The following is a 21,878-nucleotide window of genomic DNA, read 5'->3' as shown; positions in this document are numbered from 1 at the left end:
GCTTTTCCATGGGGCGCACACTACCTTCCGCTGCCGGGAACAAATGACGCTGAGCTCACGGCATTTCTGACGGAGGCTGGCGTGATCACCGGTGTTACGAACGGCCTGCCCGTTTTTAATGAATATTATCTCTGTCACGATCCGAAAGAAAGACTCTACATTCACCATCATTGGCAGGAAGGCATCATTCCCCACGAAGGTGTGCCGCCAAAAGACCGCGAGGAGATAGAACGGTTCCTGGCGATGATGCATGGCTACAAAGAACTGAAGGGCAGCGATGGCCGCGAGGCATTTGCGATCCCTGTGAGTTTCAGCTCGGCCGACGAGAAGATTCTTGCGCTGGATGCTATCACCGCTGAACAATTTCTGGCTGATAACAATTTTACGTCAACCTATCTCAGGTGGTATGTGAACTATTGCTGTGCCGACGATTACGGAACGTCTGTCGCACAAACCTCTGCCTGGGCCATGGTTCATTATTTCGCTTCGCGGAAAGGTAAGGCTTTGAACGCTGCTTCAGACTCCGTGCTCACATGGCCGGAAGGGAACTACTGGTTGATCAAACAGCTACGGAAGAACTTACAAACCAACATTCAACCGCAGAGTCTCGCTTACAGTGTGAATCTCAAAGGCAATGGCGTGGAAGTGCTTTACTTTGATGCCACCCGCAACATGTCAAAAAAGATCGAGGCCAACGCCGTGATCATGGCCACGCCGCAGTTCATCAACCAGCGCCTGCTGGCCGGCACGCAACGCAACCTCGATTACCAAACATTTGAATATGCGCCCTGGATGGTGGCAAACATTACCACAGACCTCCCGCTGAACGAAAGGCGGGGCGAGCAGCTCTGCTGGGACAACGTGATCTATGGAAGTGAAGCGTTGGGATACGTCAATGCCTTGCATCAGCAGGTAGGCATCTATCAGCACGAAAAAGTGATCACGTATTATAAACCTTTGCTGGGAAGCGACCCGCGTGCAGCACGGCAACAGGCCTACACCCACACTTTTGACGATTGGAAAGCTGCGATACTTGCAGACCTGCAAAAGCCACATCCTGGTATGGAAAAGAATATTCAGGAGATGAACGTCTGGCTTTGGGGACATGGCATGATCAAACCTTCGCCCGGATTCATCTGGAGCGCGAACAGGAAAAATGCCGCAACACCGCTGAACGATCGCATCCACTTCGCACACGCCGACCTTAGCGGGATCTCCATCTTTGAAGAAGCATTTTATAACGGACATCAAAGCGCGCGAGCGGTTTTAAAACATGACGCATAACACCCGACAACCCTGGCTCGCCAATCCCTGGCAGGAATCTGTTTTTATTCTTGCCCCGGCGCTGTTACCCGTTGCGTTGGTTTTTGCTTTCCAGGATTATTTTACCACACACGAGGTGTCAACTTTCTGGTGGGTGCTGCTGGTACTATGCATCGACGTGAGCCATGTATACAGTACGTTGTTCAGGTTGTACTGGGACCGGCAGACCTTCAATACTTACAGGAGGCTGCTGATCGTGATCCCGGTTACAGCGTTCGCGGTGGGACTTCTGCTTCACTATTATGATGCTATGCTTTTCTGGCGGATCCTGGCCTACGTTGCCGTGTACCACTTTGTGCGGCAGCAGTATGGGTTCATGCGCCTGTATGCGAGAAAGGAACCTGCCTCGAAGTTCAACCGCATCATCGATGCATTGGCTATTTACAACGCCACCGTATATCCGTTGCTGTACTGGCATCTTCATGCCACCGATAAGCTGGCCTGGTTTGTAAAAGGTGATTTTATCACGCTCGGGCTGCAGAACTACGACAACGTGCTGATCTTCATTTACACAGCGATCATTGTTCTGTATGGTGTGAAGGAGATCCGGAACAGCTACCGGCAGGGCATGGTGAATATTCCCAAGAACCTGATCGTGCTGGGTACTTATGCATCGTGGTATGTGGGCATCGTTTCTTTTCAGGGCGATCTGATCTTTACACTGCTGAACGTGGTAGCGCATGGCATACCTTACATGGCGCTGATCTGGATCCACGGCGAAAAGAAAACCACACTGAACTTTTCATTCAACCTGAAAGGCGTGACTGTGTTTGCGGGTGTGCTGTTGTTGCTGGCTTACGTGGAGGAAAACCTTTGGGATAGCATGGTCTGGAAAGATCACCCGGAAATATTTCCATTGCTGGCAGGGTTGCCATCGCTTGAAAGTCCGTTGCTGCTTTCGGCGATCGTTGCATTGCTGGTGCTTCCACAGGTAACGCATTACGTGCTCGACGGTTTTATCTGGCGGTTTTCGAAAGATAGTCAGTCTCGTTTATGACCGGGAAGGTTGCCAGTTGCCGGTTTCCGGTTGCCAGGTTAGGGGAAGCTTAAAGTTAAGGTTTAAAGTTTAAGGTTTGAAGTTGCGCTGTAATAAGAGGGAGTGCTACGATGCTGCATCGCGATGTTATGCATGCAGAATGCGCGGTAACCATGAAAACCTTTTTCGTATCTTTGATGATCTTGGTTGATGATCATGATGAATAACTCACTGAGTTGAGAACTAATAGAACTACTAGCAAAAACCAAATAAACTATGAATCAAAAACCATCAAGTGCATTTGTCGGTGCGTCATGGGTTGCCCTGGGCGCGGGAATGATCGGGTACCTGGTAGGTCTCTGGCGGTCTGACATGCAGCTGAATGAAAAAGGTTACTATTTCACGGTGCTGATGTACGGACTTTTTTCTGTAGTGTCACTTCAGAAAAGTGTGAGAGACAGGCTGGAAGGTCTTCCGGTAACAGACATCTATTATGGACTGAGCTGGTTCTCCACCATCCTGTGCATTATTCTTTTAGCGGTGGGTCTGTGGAACGCAACGTTGCTCCCCAGCGAAAAGGGATTTTACGCCTTTGCATTCCTGCTCGCATTGTTTGCTGCCATCGCCGTGCAGAAGAATACAAGGGATAGTCAGAGCGCTGGCCAACAACAGCAACCCTGATAAATAGTAGGCAGTAGGCAATTAGCCAGTAGGCAATTGACAATAGGCAGTAGGCAACGTCCGGGCGTTGAAGAACAAGACTGTGCTACGTTCGGCGACCAATACATACGAAGCTTATGCGAATTGGCTGTAACTTGTCCTTTGCCTACTGTCCCGATCTTGATCGGGATTTGCCTACTGCCTACTTTTTTCCTACTGTCTACTTCAATGATCTCCGATGTCTGAAGAACATCTGCGAGATGGGGATCAGCATGAGGCCGGCGATGGCGAAAGCGATGAACGAGATCCTCAGATTAAAAGCATGGGCGATGTAGCCGATCATGGGCGGGCCCACCAGCATGCCTGCAATGCTGTAAGTTGCAATGAGCGAAATGGCCATGCCCGTTGAATATTTTTTAGAGCCACCCGCCAATAGAAACGTCATGGGAATGATGGAAGCGGTGCCGAAGCCCACAAAGCAGAAGCCAATGAGCGAAGGCCAGAAGTAAGGCATTGTGGTAGCAAGCGCAATGCCGACGGTGACCAATGACGCGCTGAGGATGTACGTCTTCGCCATGCCTATTCTTTCAACGATCCAGTCGGAAGCAAATCGCGAGAGCGCCATAAAGATCATGAACGTAAGATAACCCAGTGTAAAGAGCTCCACTTTCACCACCTCCTTGAAATAGATGCCACTCCAGTCGAACATGCCGCCTTCGCAAATGGCCGAAAAGAAAGCGAGCAGTCCCAGGTAAACGATGTATGGGTCTGGTTTGCCGATCACGAGCTTGTTGCCGGAAGCAGCACGATCGTCACGCATCAGGAAGCGGTATGAGAACAGCGAGACAACCAGTGCCAGCACCGATACCGAGAGCAGGTGTATGCCCATGCTCACATCCATGGCCACCAGCAGCGTTGAGATGCCTACACCCACGATCCCGCCAGTGCTCCAGAGGCCGTGAAATGATCCGTTGATGGTGCGGTCGAATTTCTTCTGCAACGTGATGGCCTGTGTGTTCATGGAAATGTTGAGGATCCGCAGGGCGAACGAGAACAGCGAGATGGATGCCACGAGCATAAAGGTGTTGCTGGCAAAACCGATGAGGCACAGCGCGACCGAGATCAGAATGAAGGCTGCCAGCAGGGGCACACGACTGTCGTAGCGCGATACCAACCATCCGGAAACCGGCAACCCCGCGAGCGAGCTGATGGGCATGGCCAGCAAAATGGTACCCAGCTCCGCTTCGTTATAACCAAAGGTGGTCTTGATGGTAGGGATCCTTGAGGCCCAGGTGGAAAAACAGATGCCGGAAATGAAAAAATAAGTGCTTAGAAAAAGCCTTTGTTTGATTTTTAATTCCATGACAGCACGAGGCAATGTGCAAATGATCAATGTGCCAATATGCCGATCGATCACTCACCTCATTCCGGTGCGAATATCCACCCTTAGCGTTGAATAAATGAAATTCCCGCTGTTTTTTATTTCTGGTTCCGTTTACTCCATACCCGAATCAACCCACATTTGATCCATTGCCAGACCTTCTACATTACACTACCCCTCCTTACTCCTTACTCCTGGCTCCTGGCTTCTTTTTTACTAGTACCCGATCGTATTCGCCAGCTCCGTTCCTTTTTTCTCGAGATCCACCAAAAACCCATTCACCACGGCAATAACAGGTGTACCGTTCTTGGTCAGCAGGAAATTGGCATGCTGGCCGGGCGCCGGTATTTTTGTGGGGATTTCTTCGTTGTTCGTAAGATTCAGCAGGTGTTTTTCCACCAGCCCTGACGGCGATTTTTCATCCGTCCATTTTACGAACAGGAACCCTTGTTTGATCAAACCTATTTCGTCATCCGGTTTCAGTGCTTCCCATTCTTTTTTGGTCATCAGCTTTACCTTGGCGGGTGTAAAAGATAACGACCGGACGTCACGGTCTTCATACCCGAACTGGCGGTCCATGTCGCCGATCTCGTCGATGCTTCCGCGGAAGTATACGCTGCGGAGATCCGCCTTTTTGATCTGGGCCCGGTTGATGCCAAGGTTGCTCACATAGGTTTGCCCGGCGCGTTCCATGCTCACGTTGCGCAGCACCAGGTCGTACAGGAACCGGCTGTTCTCGGGGATGGCTTCGTAGGTGGACAGGTTTTCTACAGCATAACTTTTTTTGGCGATCGCTTCGAGGGCAGTGACCAGCGCGAGGAAGTTCAGCTTGCGGATATATTGTTTTTCAGGGTCACCACCGTAGCCACCCGACTCGATCAGGATGGTAGACGTGCCCCAGCCCTGGAAGTTGTCGCCAAAGCAACGCGGATCATGCTCGTCGTCATACTTGGCTACGTTACCGGGTGCTTTTTGCTGCAAGGCTCGGTTGAGGGTGAGGATGAGCTGCGTTGCTCTTGTCCGCACATCATTCATGTCTTTTTCGTAATTGTAGGCAGGGGCCAGGAACGATATCGTTGCCGGATGTTGCGTGGATCCCGCGGTATAGTACACACTCTGGTCGTGCAGGTTGAAGCCGAAGTCAGGTTTCAGCTTTTTGCCGATGGCTGTCAGGATACGTCCCTCAGGGGTGGCGAGATTCCGGGCATCGCGGTTGATGTCGATGTCTAAAGCGTTGCGGCGTTGCCATACTTCGGCGCCGTCAGGGTTCAGCATGGGCACAAAATGCAGCTCGAGGTTGTCGAGCATAAGCTTGCGAAGCGGATCGAACTGGTCTTTGGCAGCAAAGAAATTGAACAGGTCGAATAGTGCCATCGTGGCGGTAGATTCATCGCCGTGCATTTGCGACCACAACAGCACTTTTGTTTTTCCGTTGCCCATTGTCAGGTGATGAATGGATCGACCCTGCGTTGACGTTCCCAGCACTTCTTCCCTGAACAGGCCAGCTGCCGCGTGCTTCTTCATGAGCGGCACAATGTCGCTATGCTTGAAAAACCGATTGACGATCACCGGCTCGCGGTAATGGTCATAGCTCTCCCATACTGCCGATGCGGTGGAAATGGATGTTAACTTACTATTGGTCTGGCCCACAACGGAGATCACCGATGCCAGGCTCAGAAAAAAGCAGAGAAGTGTTTTAGCGCTCATGTAGAAGTATTTTACAAAGAGCGAAGATAAGCAGCTCGTTCAAATTTTTCCCAGATTTGGGATCAGTGGTGAAATAGTAGCCCGTGATCGGCAATTGGTGAATAGTTACCAGTTGCCAGTTGCCGGGTGGCCAGTTTCGTTAGTTGAAAGTTTAAAATTTGAGGTTTAAAGTTTGTCATGATAATTGATCTGTTTCGTTTCAACTTGAGCCGAAATCAAAACGTGAAAATTTACCCTCCCACAACCGGCAACAGGCAACCGGTAACCAGCAACTTTAAACCTTAAACTTTAAACTTTTGACTCTTTGACTTGACACCGGACGAGACAAAAAATTCCCCCTCTGGCATTTAAAGTGTCCGGCATCAAGATCAAAGATCAAAAACTGCTTCTGCCTTGTACTAACCTATCTAAACCCTAACCCGACAGAAAACAGTTGTTATTTTTACGGCATCGGGCCGTTAGTTGCTTCTGTTATTTTTCTCGTATTGCATGCGCGCTACACCTTTCGAGATCACCCATGAAGGCATACGCCCTGTTCTGACGTAAGTGGTTCGCGGTTCATCTTTTTTGCTGATGCGGTGAACGCCTTTGCTGCTCACCGCTGCCACATCGCCGGTGGTGATCTGCGCCGGCTTGTACCACTCGTCTTTTATCTGCAGCCGCTGCACATCTTTGGAGAGAGCGGGATATGGACGATCATTTGCCTGCTGGCCGAAAGAAACTATACTCACACCCGTCATAACACATAAACCTAATACTAGCTTTTTCATAAGTTTGCAGATCATTGCTTTTGTCTTTAAAAACGTCGCAAGAAAACTGCTCGTTATTAGGATATGCTTATAATGGGGTTAGAAAAAGATTAGAGGTAATGTTTACATTCAGGATGTAAAAAAAAACTGGTCAATTTGCGATCCTATGAAAATACTGGTGGTAGAAGATGAGCAAAAGGTTGCCGAGGTCCTCAAGCGGGGACTGTCGGAAGCCGGGTATGAGGTTGAGCTTGCCTTTGACGGTCAGGCAGGACTGCGCATGGCCACTGCGGAGCCTTATGATCTTGTGCTGCTGGATATCAACCTGCCGGGCATGAATGGCCTTGAGCTGTGCAAGCGTCTTCGCGAGACCGACGAGATCACACCTGTGCTGATGCTGACGGCGTTGAGCATGAGCGATGATATCGTTGCCGGTTTTGAGGCCGGTGCCGATGATTATCTTCCGAAACCTTTTCGCTTCAACGAGCTGTATGCCCGTGTCAAGGCGCTGACCAAACGTAAGAAGATCATCTTTGACCTGGCTGCCCGCGAAGTGAACAAGAATGCCTCCGACATCTTCAGGCTTGCAGACCTTCAGATCGATTTTGATGCGCGCGAAGTGAAACGCGGAGGCAAAACCATACAGCTCACGGCAAAAGAATACGCGTTGCTGGAATACCTCGCCCGCAATACAGGCAAGGTGAGGTCACGGCTCGAGATCGCGGAAGCCGTCTGGGGCCTCGATTTTGAAACAGGTACAAACTTCATCGATGTGTACATCAGTTACCTGCGAAACAAGATCGACAAGCCTTTTAACGTCAAGCTCATCCAGACCATCACAGGTTTTGGTTATGTTTTAAAACTCCCTGAATCGTGAAGATCAGACAACGTTTGGCCCTTCGCTTCACGCTGGTAAGTGCGTTGCTTACCGGTGCCATTCTTATTCTCATCTATGTGCTCACGCGGGGTTTTGTTCACGCCGATTTTGTTGAACGCCTGACGCGGCAATCGAGCCTCGAGGCGCTGCATTATGCCACACCCCACGTGCGCGAGGTGCTGCCCCCGGAGTCATTCCTGCTGGTGAATCCTGTTACCGCCATTTATTCCGAAGACGGAACATTGCTGCACGCGCAGGGCGATTACCAGATTCCGCAGCCCTGGATCCTTCACCTGAAAGAATATGCCGTGTTCAATGCCGAGCGTGGCGAATACACAACCGTAGGAAGACGTTATGACATCAACGGCGAGCGCTACCTGGTGTTTGTCTCCGATAAGGACCTGCCAGGCCAGCACGAGCTCGACATTCTGATCAAATCCGTAGCGCTGGGATGGCTGGTGAGCCTGGTGCTTTCTTATCTCGCGGGATTGTATTTCTCCGGTAACGCCATGCAGCCTGTGAATCACGTGGTGAAGGAAGTGAACCAGATCACCAAAGACAACCTGGGCTACCGGCTCAGGGTGAACAAGGACCCCGGCAAGCTCGATGAGATCGACGAGCTTGTGATCACCTTCAATGCACTGCTCAACCGCATCGAAAGTGCTTTTGTGGCCCAGAAGCGTTTTGTTCAGAACGCATCGCATGAGCTGAAGACTCCACTAACAGCCATCATGGCCGAAACAGAGCTTGCCCTGGCAAAAAGCCGGCCTGTGGAAGAATATGAGCGCACGTTGAAAGTGATCGCCCAGGAAACGGAACGGCTGGAGCGTATAACGCAGGGGTTGCTTACCCTGGCCAGGATGGAGGAGGGTGCTTTCAAACCCGAGCTCGACGAAGTGAACATCTGCAGTTTGCTCGATCAGACCCTGACCACGTTCAGGCTGCACCACCCTGACCGCGAGGTGGTGAGGGAGGGAAAGCCCGCCAGCACCACGATCAGGGGAAATGTGCAGCTGCTGCAGATCGCCATACTCAACATTCTCGACAATGCCGTGAAATATTCTGACGGCAAGATCATCGTACACATCAACACGCAGGCGCACGAGCTCATGCTGGCTGTACAGGACTCCGGCATCGGTATTCCCGCGGCCGAGCTGGGCAGGATCCGCTCTCCACTCTTCAGGGCCTCCAACGCGGGTGTGGTTCCGGGTGCAGGCCTCGGATTATCCCTGGCCGACCGCATCGTGAAAGTACATTCAGGTCATCTCAACATCACCGCCATAGAAGGTAAGGGAACCACCTGCACCATCACCTTACCCCTGGCAACACCTGAACCGTGATGCGTTGCCAATGCGCAGACCCCGCACCATGGTCTGACTACTTTTCTTATATTGAGCATGGATTTATTGAAAAAATTTGGCGACAAAGGAATGAATGTAACTTTTATCGGATCGGGCAACCTTGCCTGGCACCTGGCTCCCGCCTTTGACAATACAGACTTTGCCGTAAGGGAGGTGTTCAGCCTGCACAAGAAGAATGCAGCGGCACTGGCAGACAGGCTTTACCAGGCAGAGGTGAAAACCTCGCTCGATTTTTCAGACAGCTCTTCACGCATCTTTATCATCGCGGTGGCGGATGATGCCATTCCAGAGGTAGCGCACCAGATCGTTTTGCCGGCCAATGCCATTCTTGTACATACTTCCGGCAGCCAGCCGCTGAGTGTGCTTGGTTATGCAGCCACCCTGAACACGGGTGTGTTGTATCCTTTGCAGACATTCAGCAAAGGCAAAAAGATCGATTTTAAAGAAGTTCCTTTTTTCGTTGAAAGCGAAAATACCGAGACGGAAAGAATGCTGATGGCCATGGCCAAGGCTATCAGTAAAAAAGTATACAGGAGCACGTCGCAACATCGCAAGGCATTGCATGTTGCCGCCGTGTTTGCCTCTAACTTCACCAATCACATGCTCACCATATCACAGGAGATCCTGGAGAAGCACGGCCTGAAACTCGAGCTATTGAAGCCACTCATCGCAGAAACCATCAACAAAAGCCTTTCCATCGGCCCCGAAAATGCGCAGACCGGGCCAGCCAGCCGCGGCGACCTCGAGATCCTGGATAAGCACATGGAGTTTCTTGCCGATGATGACTCAGTGTCGGAGATCTATAAAGCCATCAGCCAGCATATCGTGGACAAATACCACGAAGATCACTGATCAAACCATTTGTTTTCCCTCAGCCACCCCGTGATCTTGTCGGTATACCCGGTAACATCGCGCGGTGTGTTGCAAAGGATCACAAAGAAAATTTCCTTTTCAGGGATGGTCACGTAATTACAAAGAAAACCACCCTGGCTTCCGGTATGGCCCACAGTCTCAAGGCTGTCTGTGGTCTGTCCGATGAACCATGACCAGCCTATGCCGGGCTTCTCGGCTGAAGACCAGTTATCAAAAGTTTTAACAGTGCGCGCATCAGCAATGGTGGCGCTGCTCAGGAAAGTTGCCTTCCGCAGCGCCTGCTCGTATTGCGCCAGCTCTTCAACAGAGCTCCATACACCGCCGTTGCCTGATGCGGGGAAAGTAGGTTCTTCGCCATAATCGTCTTCCGCCCACTGATTGTGATTTCTCACATAACCGTGCGATACCCCACTTTCGGGATGAGGACCGTCAGTGATGGTGCTCGTAGCCATGCCCGAAGGTCTCATGATGTTCTGCTCGATGAAGGCCTGCCATTTCATACCGCTTACCTTCTCAACGATGAGGGCCAGCGCATTGAAAGCCGGGTTGGAATACTGGAACCGTGAGCCGGGTTCAAAAACGAATTGCGATGTCTGCGTTACGGGATACCAGTTCTCGGCATCTTTGGCTGTGAGATAAAACACAGTGTCTTTGCTCACCTGCCGGTTATCGGGCAGACCTGAAGTGTGCGTGAGCAGGTGTTTGATCTTTACCTTTCCGGCGATAGACTTGTCTTTGAAATCGGGGAAATACTGGATGAGGCTGTCTTCAACCGATAGCTTGTGTTGCTCCTGCAGCAGGAGGATGGCGTTGGCTACGAAGGTTTTGGAGATCGATCCGAGGTTGAACAGTGTTTTTGTGGTGATGGGTTCTTTGGTGCCGGTGTCGGCGATGCCATAACCTTTGGCAAAGATCACGCTGTCTTTTTTCAGTATCAGGATGGCGCCACCGGGTTCGTCTGCGGGCATCTGTGAGCTGAACCAGGCATCGAGATCTTCAATTTTTTTGCCGGCCTGTTCTTTTGGCGAGCACGTGATCAATACGAGCAGCAGGGTAGCGCCGGTCAGCATCTGAATGGCCCGGCGGGATGGTTGTTGAATTGGCATATCGATGAGTTGTAACCTGTTATTCTCCGCCTTTGGGCCCCCAGAAAACGGCCCACAGCGTGAGGTCTTCCGAAAAATCTTCAAAATGATGATCCTCGCCCGCCGCAACAAACAACGCGTCGCCGGTTTCAAAGGTGTAGCGCCTTCCTTCCCTGACCAGGGTTCCCGATCCCTTCATTACAAAATAAAGCTCATCCTGGTCGTGCACGGTCTGGTAGTCCTTTCCGTGGGGTGCAAACACGATCAGCGACATGCTTCCGTGTCTGAATCCCTCCAGGTCCCATACGCCTTCGGGCCACTTAGCCGTAGCGGGAAGGGGTAACTTCTTAAGGAGATCGGCCAGCGCGATTTTCATAACCCTAATATTATTAATTTTTTTGGTTTCCGTGATACACTACCTTTGTAACCGAACCCCCTTCAACGATGAGCCACAAAAAATACCGCGAAGAGACCAATTGCCTGAACTGCGGCGCCACAGTAGACCACAAGTATTGTCCCGAGTGCGGGCAAGAGAACGTAGAGATCCGGGATAGTTTCTTTCATATGGTAGGTCACTTCATAGCCGACTACCTTCACTACGATTCCAAATTTTTTCAAAGCCTGAGGCTTCTCTTCACACGGCCGGGTTTCCTCACCCAACAATATCTCGAAGGGAAACGTGTGCGTTTTATTCATCCACTGCGCTTGTTCTTTTTTGTGACCATCATCATGGTGCTGCTGGCCAGTCTGTATTACAAGAAATACGAGCACCAGATCAAGAATGAGAATATCGAGGTGGTTACAACAACTGACAGCACCAGCACGAAGCAAAAGCTCTCCGATGTGGATATGAACAAGCTGAATGACAACGCAGGGGCACAGAACCTCGTCCACATAGCTCAAGGTTTCGACAACATCACCCACAACCTCAAGTATATTTCATTCTTCCTGCTTCCCGTGTACGCGCTGGCCTTCAGCATCCTGTATTCGCGGAGAAATTATTACTATGTCGATCACCTGGTGCATACCATCCATCTGCAATCCTTTGCATACATTGTGCTGAGTGTGCTGCTGCTGATACCTTTATACCTGCTGCCTTCCTCGCGCGACTGGTTTGTGAAAGTGCTTATTGTCATCACTGTCATTTACATGGCACTGTCGCTTAAATACCTGCACCGGCAGTCGTGGGGTAAAACCATTGTGAAAGCGCTGTTGGCGGCCCTGTTCATGTTTTTGGTTACAGTGCTTGTCGTGTCAGGTGTTATGATCATGTCGTTTATTTTCTAATGACTCAATCTTAAAATTTATGCACGGGCATGCGCCGTTTGTTGTTATTTTTGCGGCGCCGTTAAGGGGTGGCGAGTAGTTATAAATCTAAAACTCAGGAAAAAATTGATACTGAATACCAGACGACCGAGAAGGAACAGAAAAAGTGAGGCCATTCGCGCCATGGTTGAAGAAACACGCGTTACCACAGACGACCTGATCTTCCCGCTTTTCCTGATCGATGGCAATAATAAAAAAGTGGAAGTGGCCAGCATGCCGGGCATCTTCAGGCTTACGGCAGACCTGATGCTGAAAGAAATTGAAGAATGCCTGAAGCTCGGCATCCGGGCATTTGATGTTTTCCCCGCGGTGGAAGATCACCATAAGGATAAAACAGCTACCAAAAGTTACGACCAGAATTTCTTTTATCTGCGCGCCCTGCGTGAGATCAAAAAACAATTTCCCGAAGCGTGTATCATGACCGATGTGGCGATGGATCCTTACAGCTCAGACGGGCACGACGGCTTTGTGAAAGACGGCAAGATCCTGAACGATGAAACGCTGGAGATCCTTGGCAAAATGGCCCTTGCACAGGCTGCCACGGGTATCGATATTCTCGGCCCCTCTGATATGATGGACGGACGTGTGGGCTACCTGCGCAACATCCTTGACGAGAATGGATTCACGGAAGTATCGATCATGAGCTATACGGCAAAATATGCCAGCGGCTTTTACAATCCCTTCCGCGATGCGCTCGATTCGGCTCCGAAATTCGGTGATAAAAAGACGTACCAGATGAATCCCGCCAACCGCAGCGAAGCGTTGATCGAAGCAGAGCTCGATACACAGGAGGGCGCGGACTTCCTGATGGTGAAACCTGCGCTGGCATACCTTGACGTGATCCGCCTTTTGAAAGATAATTCATCCCTGCCGATCGCCGCCTACAACGTGAGCGGAGAATACTCCATGATCAAAGCCGCGGCCCAGAAAGGCTGGCTCGACGGCGACCGTGTCATGAAAGAGACCTTGCTCAGCATCAAACGCGCCGGCGCCGATGTGATCCTCACTTATTTTGCGAAGGAGTTTGCGAAGGGCAGCCGTTAATAAATACAGGTTCCCGCAGATTTCGCAGATAAACGCAGATAAATGCCAGGGTATTATCTGCGAAAATCAGCGTGATCTGCGGGAAATTTTTTTTACCGCGACGAAGCCTCGTTGATCATTGGCCCGTAGAAGATCGCGTTCATCAGCATCCTGTTGGTTCCGAACCAGAACGCCCTGAAGGCAAGATTTTCTGTAAAGCCGATCACACGTCCTCTTCCCATCGCTGAAACACCCGCTGCCGAAGCATCTTTTATTTTAGCATAGTTCTGCTTCGAGATGTAACCGCTGATCAGGGGTGACGACGTGTACACCACGGGGTTGCTATAGGCGCCTTTGGCCTTCTCCATAAACAGGTTGTTGCTTTTGAAGAGCGGCATGCGCCCGTTGTAATATCCGTATAGTAGCGGATGGGTGAGGTCAACAACACTTTCAAAGATAGCGCCGTCGGTCTGCTGCGCGCCCTGGTATTCTTCGATGTCGGCATACGCCCTTGGTTTTGCAGGATCTTTCTTCTCCTCCTCTTTCTTCATGTCGAATTTGCCCAGCCCGGCCGTGGTAAGCCAGCTCAGGGAGTTTTCAAGTCCGATCACTACGCCGCCGGCTTGCGTCCAGCTTTTGAGCTTTTCTTTGGCGCTTTCGCTGATGGCATTGTAAGCACCCGGAGGGAAGATGATGGTATTGTAGCGGTTGATGCTCGCCGTGTTAAAAACGTTGAGGGGGATCATCGTTACCGGCATGTTGAAACGTGTATCCAGCAGGTGCCACATTTCTCCCGCATCGTTGGCTGTTACACCACCTTCTACAAGCATGGCGATCTCGGGTTTGCGGATGGACTGGAACGATCCGCTGCCCAGGCTCACACCTTTGTAGTCGAGCCCGGTGTTGAAGGTGTAAACATCGATGCCGTCTTGCGCAACGATCTCGCGGATCACAAAATCGATCATCTCCTGTGATTTTTCCTGTCCGGAGATCGGCACCAGCAGCGAGCCGCGGTCAAACTTTCTGCCTGACGGATGATAGAATGGATCGGTAGCCACTTTTACGCGGATACCTTTTTCCAGCAGCCGGTAGAGGGCCCGTGGTGTATAATAGGCATAGGGCTCGAACACATAAGCATATTCAGTCTTATCGCCGATCAGTTTGCCCGCCGGCATTTTGGCTTCGGTTACTCTTTCTCCCAGCGAAGGCATCGTTTTCAGCTCTTCATGATCCACACCCGTGGCCAGCGTGAGTGTCCAGCTCGAAATGTCGTAGAAGAGACTGTCGGTGAATTGAGTTCTTTTTTCAAACATACCCTTGATCAGCCGGTATTGTGCCTGGTTCATGGGAATGATATAGCTCGATTCGGGTTCAAAGGTTTTGCCGCCGATGGTTTGCGCGGAAGCAGGTTTGTAGATCTCGATCTGCTGGCGTGCAACGATCTCGGCGAGGTGAAAGGCCCGCGCCTTGTCTTTGGAAGATCCGAAGATCAGGGCCTTCACAGGATCTTTGGCTCCTTCCGCGGCAGCGTCTTTGAAGAACTGGCGTTGATAGTTGAGCAGGTCTTCGCGCAGGGCATTCACAGCCTGAAGTGTGCTGAGCGCTGCGGTAAACTGGTTCCTGATGGCGAAGGGAAAGCGCAGAATGCCATTGGTGCTTTCCTGTGCGTGACCGCGTGAGCTTGCCTGCTCGAACAAAATACCGATGGCGCCCTGAATGTCAGGGAAGGTAGATCCCTTGCCATAATAAAAATCATCGTAACCTTCCTGTGTGTAGTAATAAGACCCGATCGCATCCAGGGCTTTGGCGTGGAACTCGCCGATCTTTTTTGTCAGCTCCAGGTTCCTGGCTGGCGTGAGCGGGTGCATGCGTGAAGGTACGCCGGGTTGGAAAAAGAACGTGGCGTTGGTTCCCATCTCGTGATGGTCGGTGAGCACGTTGGGCTTCCATTGATGGAATTTTTTGATGCGGGCCTGCGATTCAGGCTGCTGTGCCACGAGCCAGTCGCGGTTCAGGTCAAACCAGTAGTGATTGGTTCTTCCGCCGGGCCACGCTTCGTTATGCTCCATATCGTAAGCATCGGTGGCGATGGATTTGCTTTTGCGTGAGTTCACCCAGGCGGCAAAACGTTGCATGCCATCGGGGTTGAAGCTGGGGTCGAAAAGGATCACGGTATTTTCCAGCGCTTTTTCTATATCCGGTCCCTGGGCGGCGGCCAGGTGGTAGGCCATCAGCAGGCCTGCGTTGGTTCCGCTGGGCTCATTGCCATGAATGCTGCAGCCGAGGTAGAAGACCACCGGCATATTCTGCGTGTTGAGGCTGCCCGATTTTGAAGGGTCTGTGAGCTGCACATGCTGGGTACGGATGGATTCGATATTCTGGTGGTTCTTAGGGGAAGTGATGGTGAGCAGGAGCAAAGGCCTGGCTTCGTGGGTGTATCCTGTCACCTCGAGGGAGACACGGTCAGAAGCTTTATCGATTGCATACATGTAATTAACAAGTTTGTCGTGCGTGACGTGAAACTCGCCCACCTCATGGCCGATAACAGATTTGGGTGTTGGAATATCAGGGTTGTAGGAAACACCGTCAGGCAGGTAATAAGTGAGGTCTGCCTGGGCGAATACACCCACGAATGACGATGTAAGAATAAGGACCAGTAACAGGGATTTCTTCATGGTTAAGGTTCAGGTTTAAGTTTTCCAATTGAAAAAATAAAGCCGTCTTTATCAAACAATTAGCCCGCTTTTATATGAGTGGCACATGAAAGATTGTTAACTTATTGTAAACAAAATGTTCATAGATTTAAAGGTGCAGTAAAGGTAATATGTGGGCAAAGGAATAATTTTACGCCGCTCTATTTAAACCCAATAACTTAATCAAACTATGAGGAAACTTTTACTGATGACCCTACGGTGCATACTGCTTTTGACCCTGGTCACAACGTATGCATTTGCGCAGACCGGTTCCATCAAGGGAACTGTGATTGACGATGGCAACAGCGAACCCGTTGTCGGGGCCAGCGTGCTATTGAAAGGCACCTCCACAGGTGTTGTAACGGATGTTAACGGAGTTTTTCAACTCGATGGCGTGGCATCCGGAAGCCAGACTGTAGTTATTTCATATATCGGGTATCCGTCAACTGAATTGGCCGTACGCGTGCCCTCTGGTGGTACCGCGGAATTGGGAAGCGTGAAGCTGATCAGCCAGGCGATCGGTCTGGATGAAGTGAGCATCATCGCTTCTGTGGCCATCGACCGCAAAACGCCCGTGGCTGTATCTACGGTGAAAGGCGCTACCATCGAAGCCAAGATCGGCAACCAGGAATTCCCCGAAGTGCTCCGCAGCACACCTTCTGTTTATGTAACCAAACAAGGTGGTGGATTCGGCGATGCCCGTGTCAACATCAGGGGCTTCGATACCCGCAACATCGCTATCATGATCAATGGTATTCCTGTGAACGACATGGAGAATGGCTGGGTATACTGGTCTAACTGGGCTGGTCTGAGCGATGTAACTAACTCCATGCAGGTTCAGCGTGGCCTCGGTGCTTCGAAGCTCGCAGTTTCTTCAGTAGGTGGTTCGATCAACATTGTGACCAACGCTGCCGAAATGAAGAAAGGCGGGAACGTACAGCTGTCATATGGCAATAACAATTACATGAAGTTCGGTGCCACCTATTCAACAGGTCTCAACGCCAAAGGATGGGCCTTCACAGTACAGGGTACGCATACCCGCGGTGAAGGGTATGTAGATGGAACCGAGTTCCAGGCATATTCCTATTTTGCTTCCGTAGCCAAGAAGATCAACGCAAACCACTCTTTGTTGCTGACCGCTGTTGGCGCACCGCAGTGGCATCACCAGAGAAGTTTTGCCAGCACAATCATCGACTATAAGCTCAATGGTGGCGACAGGTACTACAAGTATAACAGCTCGTGGGGCTACCTGGATGGCGAAGAGTTCACCATGGCGAAGAACTTCTATCACAAACCCAAAGTGTTCCTCAACCACTTCTGGACCATCAGTGACAAGACTGAGCTGGCAACTTCTGTGTACGCTTCATACGGAAGAGGTGGTGGAACCGGTGATGCCGGAAGGATCAACGGCTCGAATGTTTTTAGCAACGACTTCAAGGATGCTTATGGCATTATCCGTTTCGATGATATCAAGACCTGGAACCAGGGCGGTGCTGTTGCCAATGGCTCAAGATTCACCCCTCAGAATACACCCTATCCTACAGGTCCTTTTGCAGGTCAGTACGTAGGCCAGTCAGCCTCCAACGGCATTATCAGACGCTCATCCATGAACGAGCATAACTGGTACGGCATCCTTTCTAACCTCACCCATCATTTCAATGAAGACTTCACTTTCTCCGGTGGTATCGATGCCCGTTATTACAAAGGACTGCACTACAGAAGGGTAGAAGACCTGCTGGGCCTGGCTGCTTATCGCGATGTGACCAATGTGAATGATCCTGATCGCTTCATTTCAAGCGAAGGCCGCGCTGATGGCAACGAGATAGCGTACAACAATGATGGTCTTTCAAACTGGATCGGTCTGTTCGGTCAGCTGGAATATTCTCATAACAACCTCTCTGTTTTTGCTTCAGGATCTTACTCCAACCAGGGATTCAAACGTGTTGACTACTTTCTGTACACCCCTGACGCCACCAATCCTCCGCAGGAAACCGAATGGCAGAATTTCGCTGGCGGCACAGTGAAGATCGGTGCTAACTACAACATCAATGCTTACCACAACGTATTTGTGAATGGTGGTTATTTCTCACAACAGCCCCTGTTCAACGCCGTTTTTGTTAATAACACGAACGTTGTCAGCCCTACTGTTGAAAATCAGGACATCACCTCGATCGAAGCAGGATACGGTTTCCGCAGCACGCGCTTCAATGCCAATGTCAACGTGTACAACACTGTATGGGGTAACAGGCAATTCTCCAGAACCTATACTGACGCCAATGGAACCGGTAGCGCCTTGTTCACCGATGTTGCGCAGCTGCACCGTGGTTTGGAGATCGACTTCCGTTACAGCCCCATTACGCCGCTGAGCATCACAGGTTCGGCCTCGTTCGGCAACTGGCGCTATACCGATGATTTCTCCGGCAATCGTTATGATGCAGACAACAACTACATCGATACTAAAATGATCTACGCCAAGGATGCAAAAGTGGGCGATGCAGCCCAAACAACGATCAGCCTCGGCGCAGAATACGACATCCTCAGAAACCTGAGTGTATATGCTTCTTATTATTATGCCGATAAATTATACGCAGCATTCAACGTTGCCAGCGGTGGCGCATTCGACAATGCACCGGCACCTGGTGAAGGAGCGAATCAGGCATGGCAGCTGCCGTCGTATAGCCTGGTCGATGGCGGTGTTTCTTATCGCTTCAAATTGGGTGGTACGAACCTTACCTGGAGATTCAATATGAATAACATCCTGGATGAGATCTATATTTCAGAATCTACTACCAATATCCTCTATGATCCCGCCAACACTACCGATGCTGCTAATGGCTCTGTGGGCACTAAAGGCTCTAAGAGAAACCAGGTTTATTATGGCATGGGCCGCACCTGGAACACAAGCCTGAAGATCAGCTTCTAACGAAGAAAAAAAATAAAAATTTTTCTAATAAAAAAGGCCTCCAAAAGAGGCCTTTTTTATTACCCATTCCCACTTTTCATCTCCTGCCCTGTGCAGTAGGGTAGGCCGGGAGGGGCTCGGTTGGCACAAACATTGACAGTATAGCGTTATAGGAACCATGGGAAGACGTATGGCCCTGTTACAGTTTTTTTTATTTATCGCCGGAATACCTAATTTCAACCCCTTATGTCGGCCTTAATCCGTGTTTTTTCGGTCGTTTTGATCGTTTTTGCGGTTTGTGTGTCCTGCAACAAGGCACCGCAAATGAAATTTGCACCCGCCCCGACGGTCCAAATTGATCTTGAACAGATCCAGAAACGGGGCTATATCACCGCACTCGTAGATAATAACTCCATCAGTTATTTTATTTATAAAGGCCAGCCCATGGGCTATGAGTACGAATTACTCAACCTGCTGGCCAGTCAGCTCAATGTAGACCTGAAAATAAAGGTCACCTCGGGGGTTGAACGCGCCATCGATCTGCTCAATACCGGACAAGGTGACATTCTGGCATTTCCGCTTACCATCACCAAAGACAGGACCAGCTACGTATCTTTCAGCAGACCACACTTCAACACCTATCAGGTGCTGGTGCAGCGCAAGCCCGAGAACTGGCGACGCATGGGCATCGACGATATCAACGACAGGCTTATACGCAATCCTGTGGAGCTTGTAGGCAAGGAAGTGTACGTGCTCCCTGCTACCAGCTTCGAGCTTCGCCTGAAAAATTTGTCAGAAGAGATCGGAGGCGATATCCTTATCCGTCGTGATACCACCTCGGCGGAAAGCGAGTCGCTCATCCGCAAAGTGGCGCTGGGCGACGTTCCCTACACCGTGGCCGACCATATGATGGCCAACGTAAATGCATCGTACTATCCAAACCTCGATGTGAACACACCGGTGAGCGTGATGCAGCAGGTGGCCTGGGCTACACGTATGAATTCTCCGAAGCTGCTTGAATCCGTCAACGCATGGCTTTCACAGATAAAGCGTGAAGCAACTTTTATGGTGATCTACAACCGCTATTTCAAAAGCCCGAGAACGTCGCTCATCAGAATGAAAAGCGATTACTCTTCGCTGGGCGGAAATAAACTGTCTCCTTTTGACGATCTCATCAAAAAAGGTGCTACCGAACTGGGATGGGATTGGCGCTTGCTGGCTTCACTCGTGTATCAGGAATCTCATTTTTTACCGAAAGGTGAATCATGGGCAGGCGCAAGAGGCCTCATGCAGTTGATGCCGGGCACTGCCAAACGTTTCGGCGCCACCAACCTCGACGATCCGCGCCAAAGCATCAAAGCCGGCGTAGGTTATCTGAAATACCTCGATAAGTTTTGGGCGAATCGGGTAGCCGATCCTGATGAACGACTGAAATTCATTCTCGCTTCTTATAACGCTGGTTTGTCTCACATCACCGATGCCCGCAAGCTGGCGCAGAAACACGGCAAGAATCCCAACGTGTGGGACGAGAACGTGGAATATTTCCTGACAAAAAAATCAGATCCGGCATTCTATCGCGATCCCGTGGTAATGGCCGGATACTGCAAATGTGAAGAGCCGGTCAATTACGTGAAAGATGTTCTCGACCGCTTCGACGAATACAAAATCCACATCGCCTCCTAGAGGTACGAAGTACGATTTACGAGGTACGATTGGTACTGCGCTGCTGTGGACTGTGGACCATGGACCGTGGACTGATTTTATTAACTATCTCCTCGAAGTTCAGCTGCTGCCAGTTTTCAACAATGCCTTCGCGTTTCATTACCTCGTCCATGATCTTTCGTTGCCGCTGTCCTGTTTCATATGCTTCCGAATAGCGGATATCGTCGTGAAATGTGACCATGGAATACAGTGGGATCCAACGGTCGGGGTAAAGCTCGTGCAGCTTTGCTTCGATCTTTTTTCTTACCAGGAAGTCGGCATCGGCAACAAGGTCACGCATCTCCACAAAGTTATCGAAGGCGAGCTGGGCGATGGCATCTGTGTCGGGCTTGCGCAGCTGCTGGAATGTGGTAAGGGCTGTTTCCCAGTCACCGTTATGTTTGTCGAGTAGCTGGTTCAATACCCTGCAGTCTTCGAATCCTGCGTTCATTCCCTGCCCGTAGAAGGGAACAATGCCATGGGCCGCATCGCCGATCAGCAATGTTTTATTTTTCACCCATGGGTAGCACTTCACGGTGACCAGCGAGCCGGTGGGGTTCGTGTGAAAATTGCCAGCCAGGTCTGGGATTAGACTCACGGCATCCGGAAATACTTTTTGAAAAAAAGCTTCGATGTCTTTTTTCTCTTTCAGTGATGCGAACGAAGGGTTGCCTTCGAAAGGGAAGAAGAGTGTGCAGGTGAAACTTCCATCGGGATTGGGAAGCGCGATCATCATATAACTTTCACGCGGCCAGATGTGAAGCGCATTTTTTTCGATCTGGAATGCGCCCTGTTTGCCGGCGGGAATGTGCAGCTCTTTGTAACCGTGGTCGATATAGTGTTGCGAAAAATTGAACCTGTCGGTGATCTGCATAGCCCAGCGCACAGCAGAGAACGCGCCGTCGGCTCCTGCGATGAAGTCGAAAGCGTGTGTGTGGTTTTGCTGGCCACTGCTGATGGTCAGACTGGTCTCATCCAGGTTTACGCCGGTGCAGCGTTGTTCGAAAAGGAACGTGACACCTTGTTTTTCCGCTTCGTTCATGAGCACAATGTTCAGGCCGCTGCGCGAAATGGAGTTGATGAATTGTCCCTCTTTCCCGTAAGGCTGAAAGGTGAGCTTGCCCTGAATGTCATGCATCATTCTGCCATGCATGGGGATGGCAACTTTCCTGAGCTCGTCTGCAAGACCAACTTCTTCCAGCGCCCTGATGCCACGGGTGCTCAGCGCAAGGTTGATGGAA

At 50.6% G+C, this 21,878-nt stretch carries 17 protein-coding genes; 10 read left to right on the top strand and 7 right to left on the bottom strand.

Annotated elements, in window-relative coordinates:
* The 3 genes from KK083_RS31270 to yiaA all read left to right on the top strand — a co-directional run.
* Positions 1 to 1,284, top strand: a 1,284-nt coding sequence (locus KK083_RS31270; RefSeq protein WP_254170096.1) for an FAD-dependent oxidoreductase, incomplete at its 5' end; no start/stop codon positions are given.
* The gene (locus tag KK083_RS31265; RefSeq protein ID WP_254170095.1) at positions 1,274 to 2,320 is read left to right on the top strand and encodes a hypothetical protein; all 1,047 of its coding nucleotides are present in this window, start codon (positions 1,274 to 1,276) and stop codon (positions 2,318 to 2,320) included. The genes KK083_RS31270 and KK083_RS31265, both read left to right, overlap by 11 nt.
* Before the next feature lie 255 nt (positions 2,321 to 2,575).
* Positions 2,576 to 2,980, top strand: a complete 405-nt coding sequence (yiaA, locus tag KK083_RS31260) for an inner membrane protein YiaA (RefSeq protein ID WP_254170094.1) — start codon at positions 2,576 to 2,578, stop codon at positions 2,978 to 2,980.
* A gap of 199 nt (positions 2,981 to 3,179) precedes the next feature.
* Here yiaA and KK083_RS31255 read toward each other — a convergent pair whose 3' ends face one another.
* From KK083_RS31255 to KK083_RS31245, 3 genes are all read right to left on the bottom strand, one after another.
* The gene (locus tag KK083_RS31255; RefSeq protein WP_254170093.1) at positions 3,180 to 4,322 is read right to left on the bottom strand and encodes an MFS transporter; all 1,143 of its coding nucleotides are present in this window, start codon (positions 4,320 to 4,322) and stop codon (positions 3,180 to 3,182) included.
* Positions 4,323 to 4,556: 234 nt separating this feature from the next.
* Entirely contained in the window at positions 4,557 to 6,047 is a 1,491-nt protein-coding gene (locus tag KK083_RS31250; RefSeq protein WP_254170092.1) for a M14 family zinc carboxypeptidase, read from the bottom strand.
* Between the two features lie 458 nt (positions 6,048 to 6,505).
* On the bottom strand, positions 6,506 to 6,817 hold the full coding sequence (locus KK083_RS31245) for a hypothetical protein (protein WP_254170091.1): 312 nt from the start codon (positions 6,815 to 6,817) through the stop codon (positions 6,506 to 6,508).
* Positions 6,818 to 6,962: 145 nt separating this feature from the next.
* On the opposite strand from KK083_RS31245, the gene KK083_RS31240 reads away from it, so the two are divergent.
* Genes KK083_RS31240 through KK083_RS31230 form a run of 3 tightly spaced genes read left to right on the top strand, consistent with a single transcriptional unit; the run spans position 6,963 to position 9,886 of the window.
* Complete coding sequence (locus KK083_RS31240) at positions 6,963 to 7,673, top strand: response regulator transcription factor (RefSeq protein WP_254170090.1); 711 nt, start codon at positions 6,963 to 6,965, stop codon at positions 7,671 to 7,673.
* Positions 7,670 to 9,013 (top strand): sensor histidine kinase, encoded by a 1,344-nt coding sequence (locus KK083_RS32715; protein ID WP_254170089.1) that lies wholly within the window; start codon positions 7,670 to 7,672, stop codon positions 9,011 to 9,013. The genes KK083_RS31240 and KK083_RS32715 overlap by 4 nt, the downstream gene beginning before the upstream one ends.
* A 57-nt stretch (positions 9,014 to 9,070) precedes the next feature.
* Complete coding sequence (locus tag KK083_RS31230) at positions 9,071 to 9,886, top strand: Rossmann-like and DUF2520 domain-containing protein (protein ID WP_254170088.1); 816 nt, start codon at positions 9,071 to 9,073, stop codon at positions 9,884 to 9,886.
* Here KK083_RS31230 and KK083_RS31225 read toward each other — a convergent pair.
* Both KK083_RS31225 and KK083_RS31220 read right to left on the bottom strand, forming a co-directional pair.
* Complete coding sequence (locus tag KK083_RS31225) at positions 9,880 to 11,013, bottom strand: serine hydrolase domain-containing protein (protein WP_254170087.1); 1,134 nt, start codon at positions 11,011 to 11,013, stop codon at positions 9,880 to 9,882. The two genes, KK083_RS31230 and KK083_RS31225, sit on opposite strands and share 7 nt — an antisense overlap.
* A gap of 19 nt (positions 11,014 to 11,032) precedes the next feature.
* Positions 11,033 to 11,368: a cupin domain-containing protein gene (locus tag KK083_RS31220; RefSeq protein ID WP_254170086.1), complete on the bottom strand. Its 336-nt coding sequence runs from the start codon at positions 11,366 to 11,368 to the stop codon at positions 11,033 to 11,035.
* Between the two features lie 68 nt (positions 11,369 to 11,436).
* On the opposite strand from KK083_RS31220, the gene KK083_RS31215 reads away from it, so the two are divergent.
* Both KK083_RS31215 and hemB read left to right on the top strand, forming a co-directional pair.
* Positions 11,437 to 12,279, top strand: a complete 843-nt coding sequence (locus KK083_RS31215) for a DUF3667 domain-containing protein (RefSeq protein WP_254170085.1) — start codon at positions 11,437 to 11,439, stop codon at positions 12,277 to 12,279.
* Positions 12,280 to 12,384: 105 nt separating this feature from the next.
* Positions 12,385 to 13,362 carry a porphobilinogen synthase gene (gene hemB, locus KK083_RS31210; RefSeq protein ID WP_438834737.1) on the top strand — a complete coding sequence of 326 codons (978 nt, stop codon included), beginning with the start codon at positions 12,385 to 12,387 and terminating at the stop codon, positions 13,360 to 13,362.
* Positions 13,363 to 13,454: 92 nt separating this feature from the next.
* On the opposite strand, the gene KK083_RS31205 is transcribed toward hemB, so the two are convergent.
* A complete protein-coding gene (locus tag KK083_RS31205) occupies positions 13,455 to 16,016 on the bottom strand; it encodes a M14 metallopeptidase family protein (RefSeq protein ID WP_254170084.1) in 2,562 nt (853 codons plus the stop codon).
* 208 nt (positions 16,017 to 16,224) lie between these two features.
* Between KK083_RS31205 and KK083_RS31200 the strand changes: the two genes are divergently transcribed.
* Together KK083_RS31200 and KK083_RS31195 are read left to right on the top strand one after the other, a co-directional pair.
* The gene (locus KK083_RS31200) at positions 16,225 to 18,957 is read left to right on the top strand and encodes a TonB-dependent receptor (RefSeq protein WP_254170083.1); all 2,733 of its coding nucleotides are present in this window, start codon (positions 16,225 to 16,227) and stop codon (positions 18,955 to 18,957) included.
* A 303-nt stretch (positions 18,958 to 19,260) separates the two neighbouring features.
* Positions 19,261 to 20,619: an MltF family protein gene (locus KK083_RS31195; RefSeq protein WP_254170082.1), complete on the top strand. Its 1,359-nt coding sequence runs from the start codon at positions 19,261 to 19,263 to the stop codon at positions 20,617 to 20,619.
* Positions 20,620 to 20,635: 16 nt separating this feature from the next.
* On the opposite strand, the gene KK083_RS31190 is transcribed toward KK083_RS31195, so the two are convergent.
* The coding region (locus KK083_RS31190) for an FAD-dependent oxidoreductase (RefSeq protein ID WP_254170081.1) at positions 20,636 to 21,878 on the bottom strand (1,243 nt) is incomplete at its 5' end.

Source organism: Chryseosolibacter histidinae (genome assembly GCF_018598225.1).
GTDB classification, from domain to species: Bacteria; Bacteroidota; Bacteroidia; order Cytophagales; family Cyclobacteriaceae; genus Chryseosolibacter; species Chryseosolibacter histidini.
Note: the sequence above shows the minus strand (reverse complement) of the source record. Positions and strands in the feature narration are given on the sequence as shown.

Coding starts and splice junctions, on each gene's coding strand:
- KK083_RS31265 (WP_254170095.1), top strand. CDS start 1,274: ATGACGCATAACACCCGACAACCCTGGCTCGCCAATCCCTGGCAGGAA.
- yiaA (WP_254170094.1), top strand. CDS start 2,576: ATGAATCAAAAACCATCAAGTGCATTTGTCGGTGCGTCATGGGTTGCC.
- KK083_RS31255 (WP_254170093.1), bottom strand. CDS start 4,322: ATGGAATTAAAAATCAAACAAAGGCTTTTTCTAAGCACTTATTTTTTC.
- KK083_RS31250 (WP_254170092.1), bottom strand. CDS start 6,047: ATGAGCGCTAAAACACTTCTCTGCTTTTTTCTGAGCCTGGCATCGGTG.
- KK083_RS31245 (WP_254170091.1), bottom strand. CDS start 6,817: ATGAAAAAGCTAGTATTAGGTTTATGTGTTATGACGGGTGTGAGTATA.
- KK083_RS31240 (WP_254170090.1), top strand. CDS start 6,963: ATGAAAATACTGGTGGTAGAAGATGAGCAAAAGGTTGCCGAGGTCCTC.
- KK083_RS31230 (WP_254170088.1), top strand. CDS start 9,071: ATGGATTTATTGAAAAAATTTGGCGACAAAGGAATGAATGTAACTTTT.
- KK083_RS31225 (WP_254170087.1), bottom strand. CDS start 11,013: ATGCCAATTCAACAACCATCCCGCCGGGCCATTCAGATGCTGACCGGC.
- KK083_RS31220 (WP_254170086.1), bottom strand. CDS start 11,368: ATGAAAATCGCGCTGGCCGATCTCCTTAAGAAGTTACCCCTTCCCGCT.
- KK083_RS31215 (WP_254170085.1), top strand. CDS start 11,437: ATGAGCCACAAAAAATACCGCGAAGAGACCAATTGCCTGAACTGCGGC.
- KK083_RS31205 (WP_254170084.1), bottom strand. CDS start 16,016: ATGAAGAAATCCCTGTTACTGGTCCTTATTCTTACATCGTCATTCGTG.
- KK083_RS31200 (WP_254170083.1), top strand. CDS start 16,225: ATGAGGAAACTTTTACTGATGACCCTACGGTGCATACTGCTTTTGACC.
- KK083_RS31195 (WP_254170082.1), top strand. CDS start 19,261: ATGAAATTTGCACCCGCCCCGACGGTCCAAATTGATCTTGAACAGATC.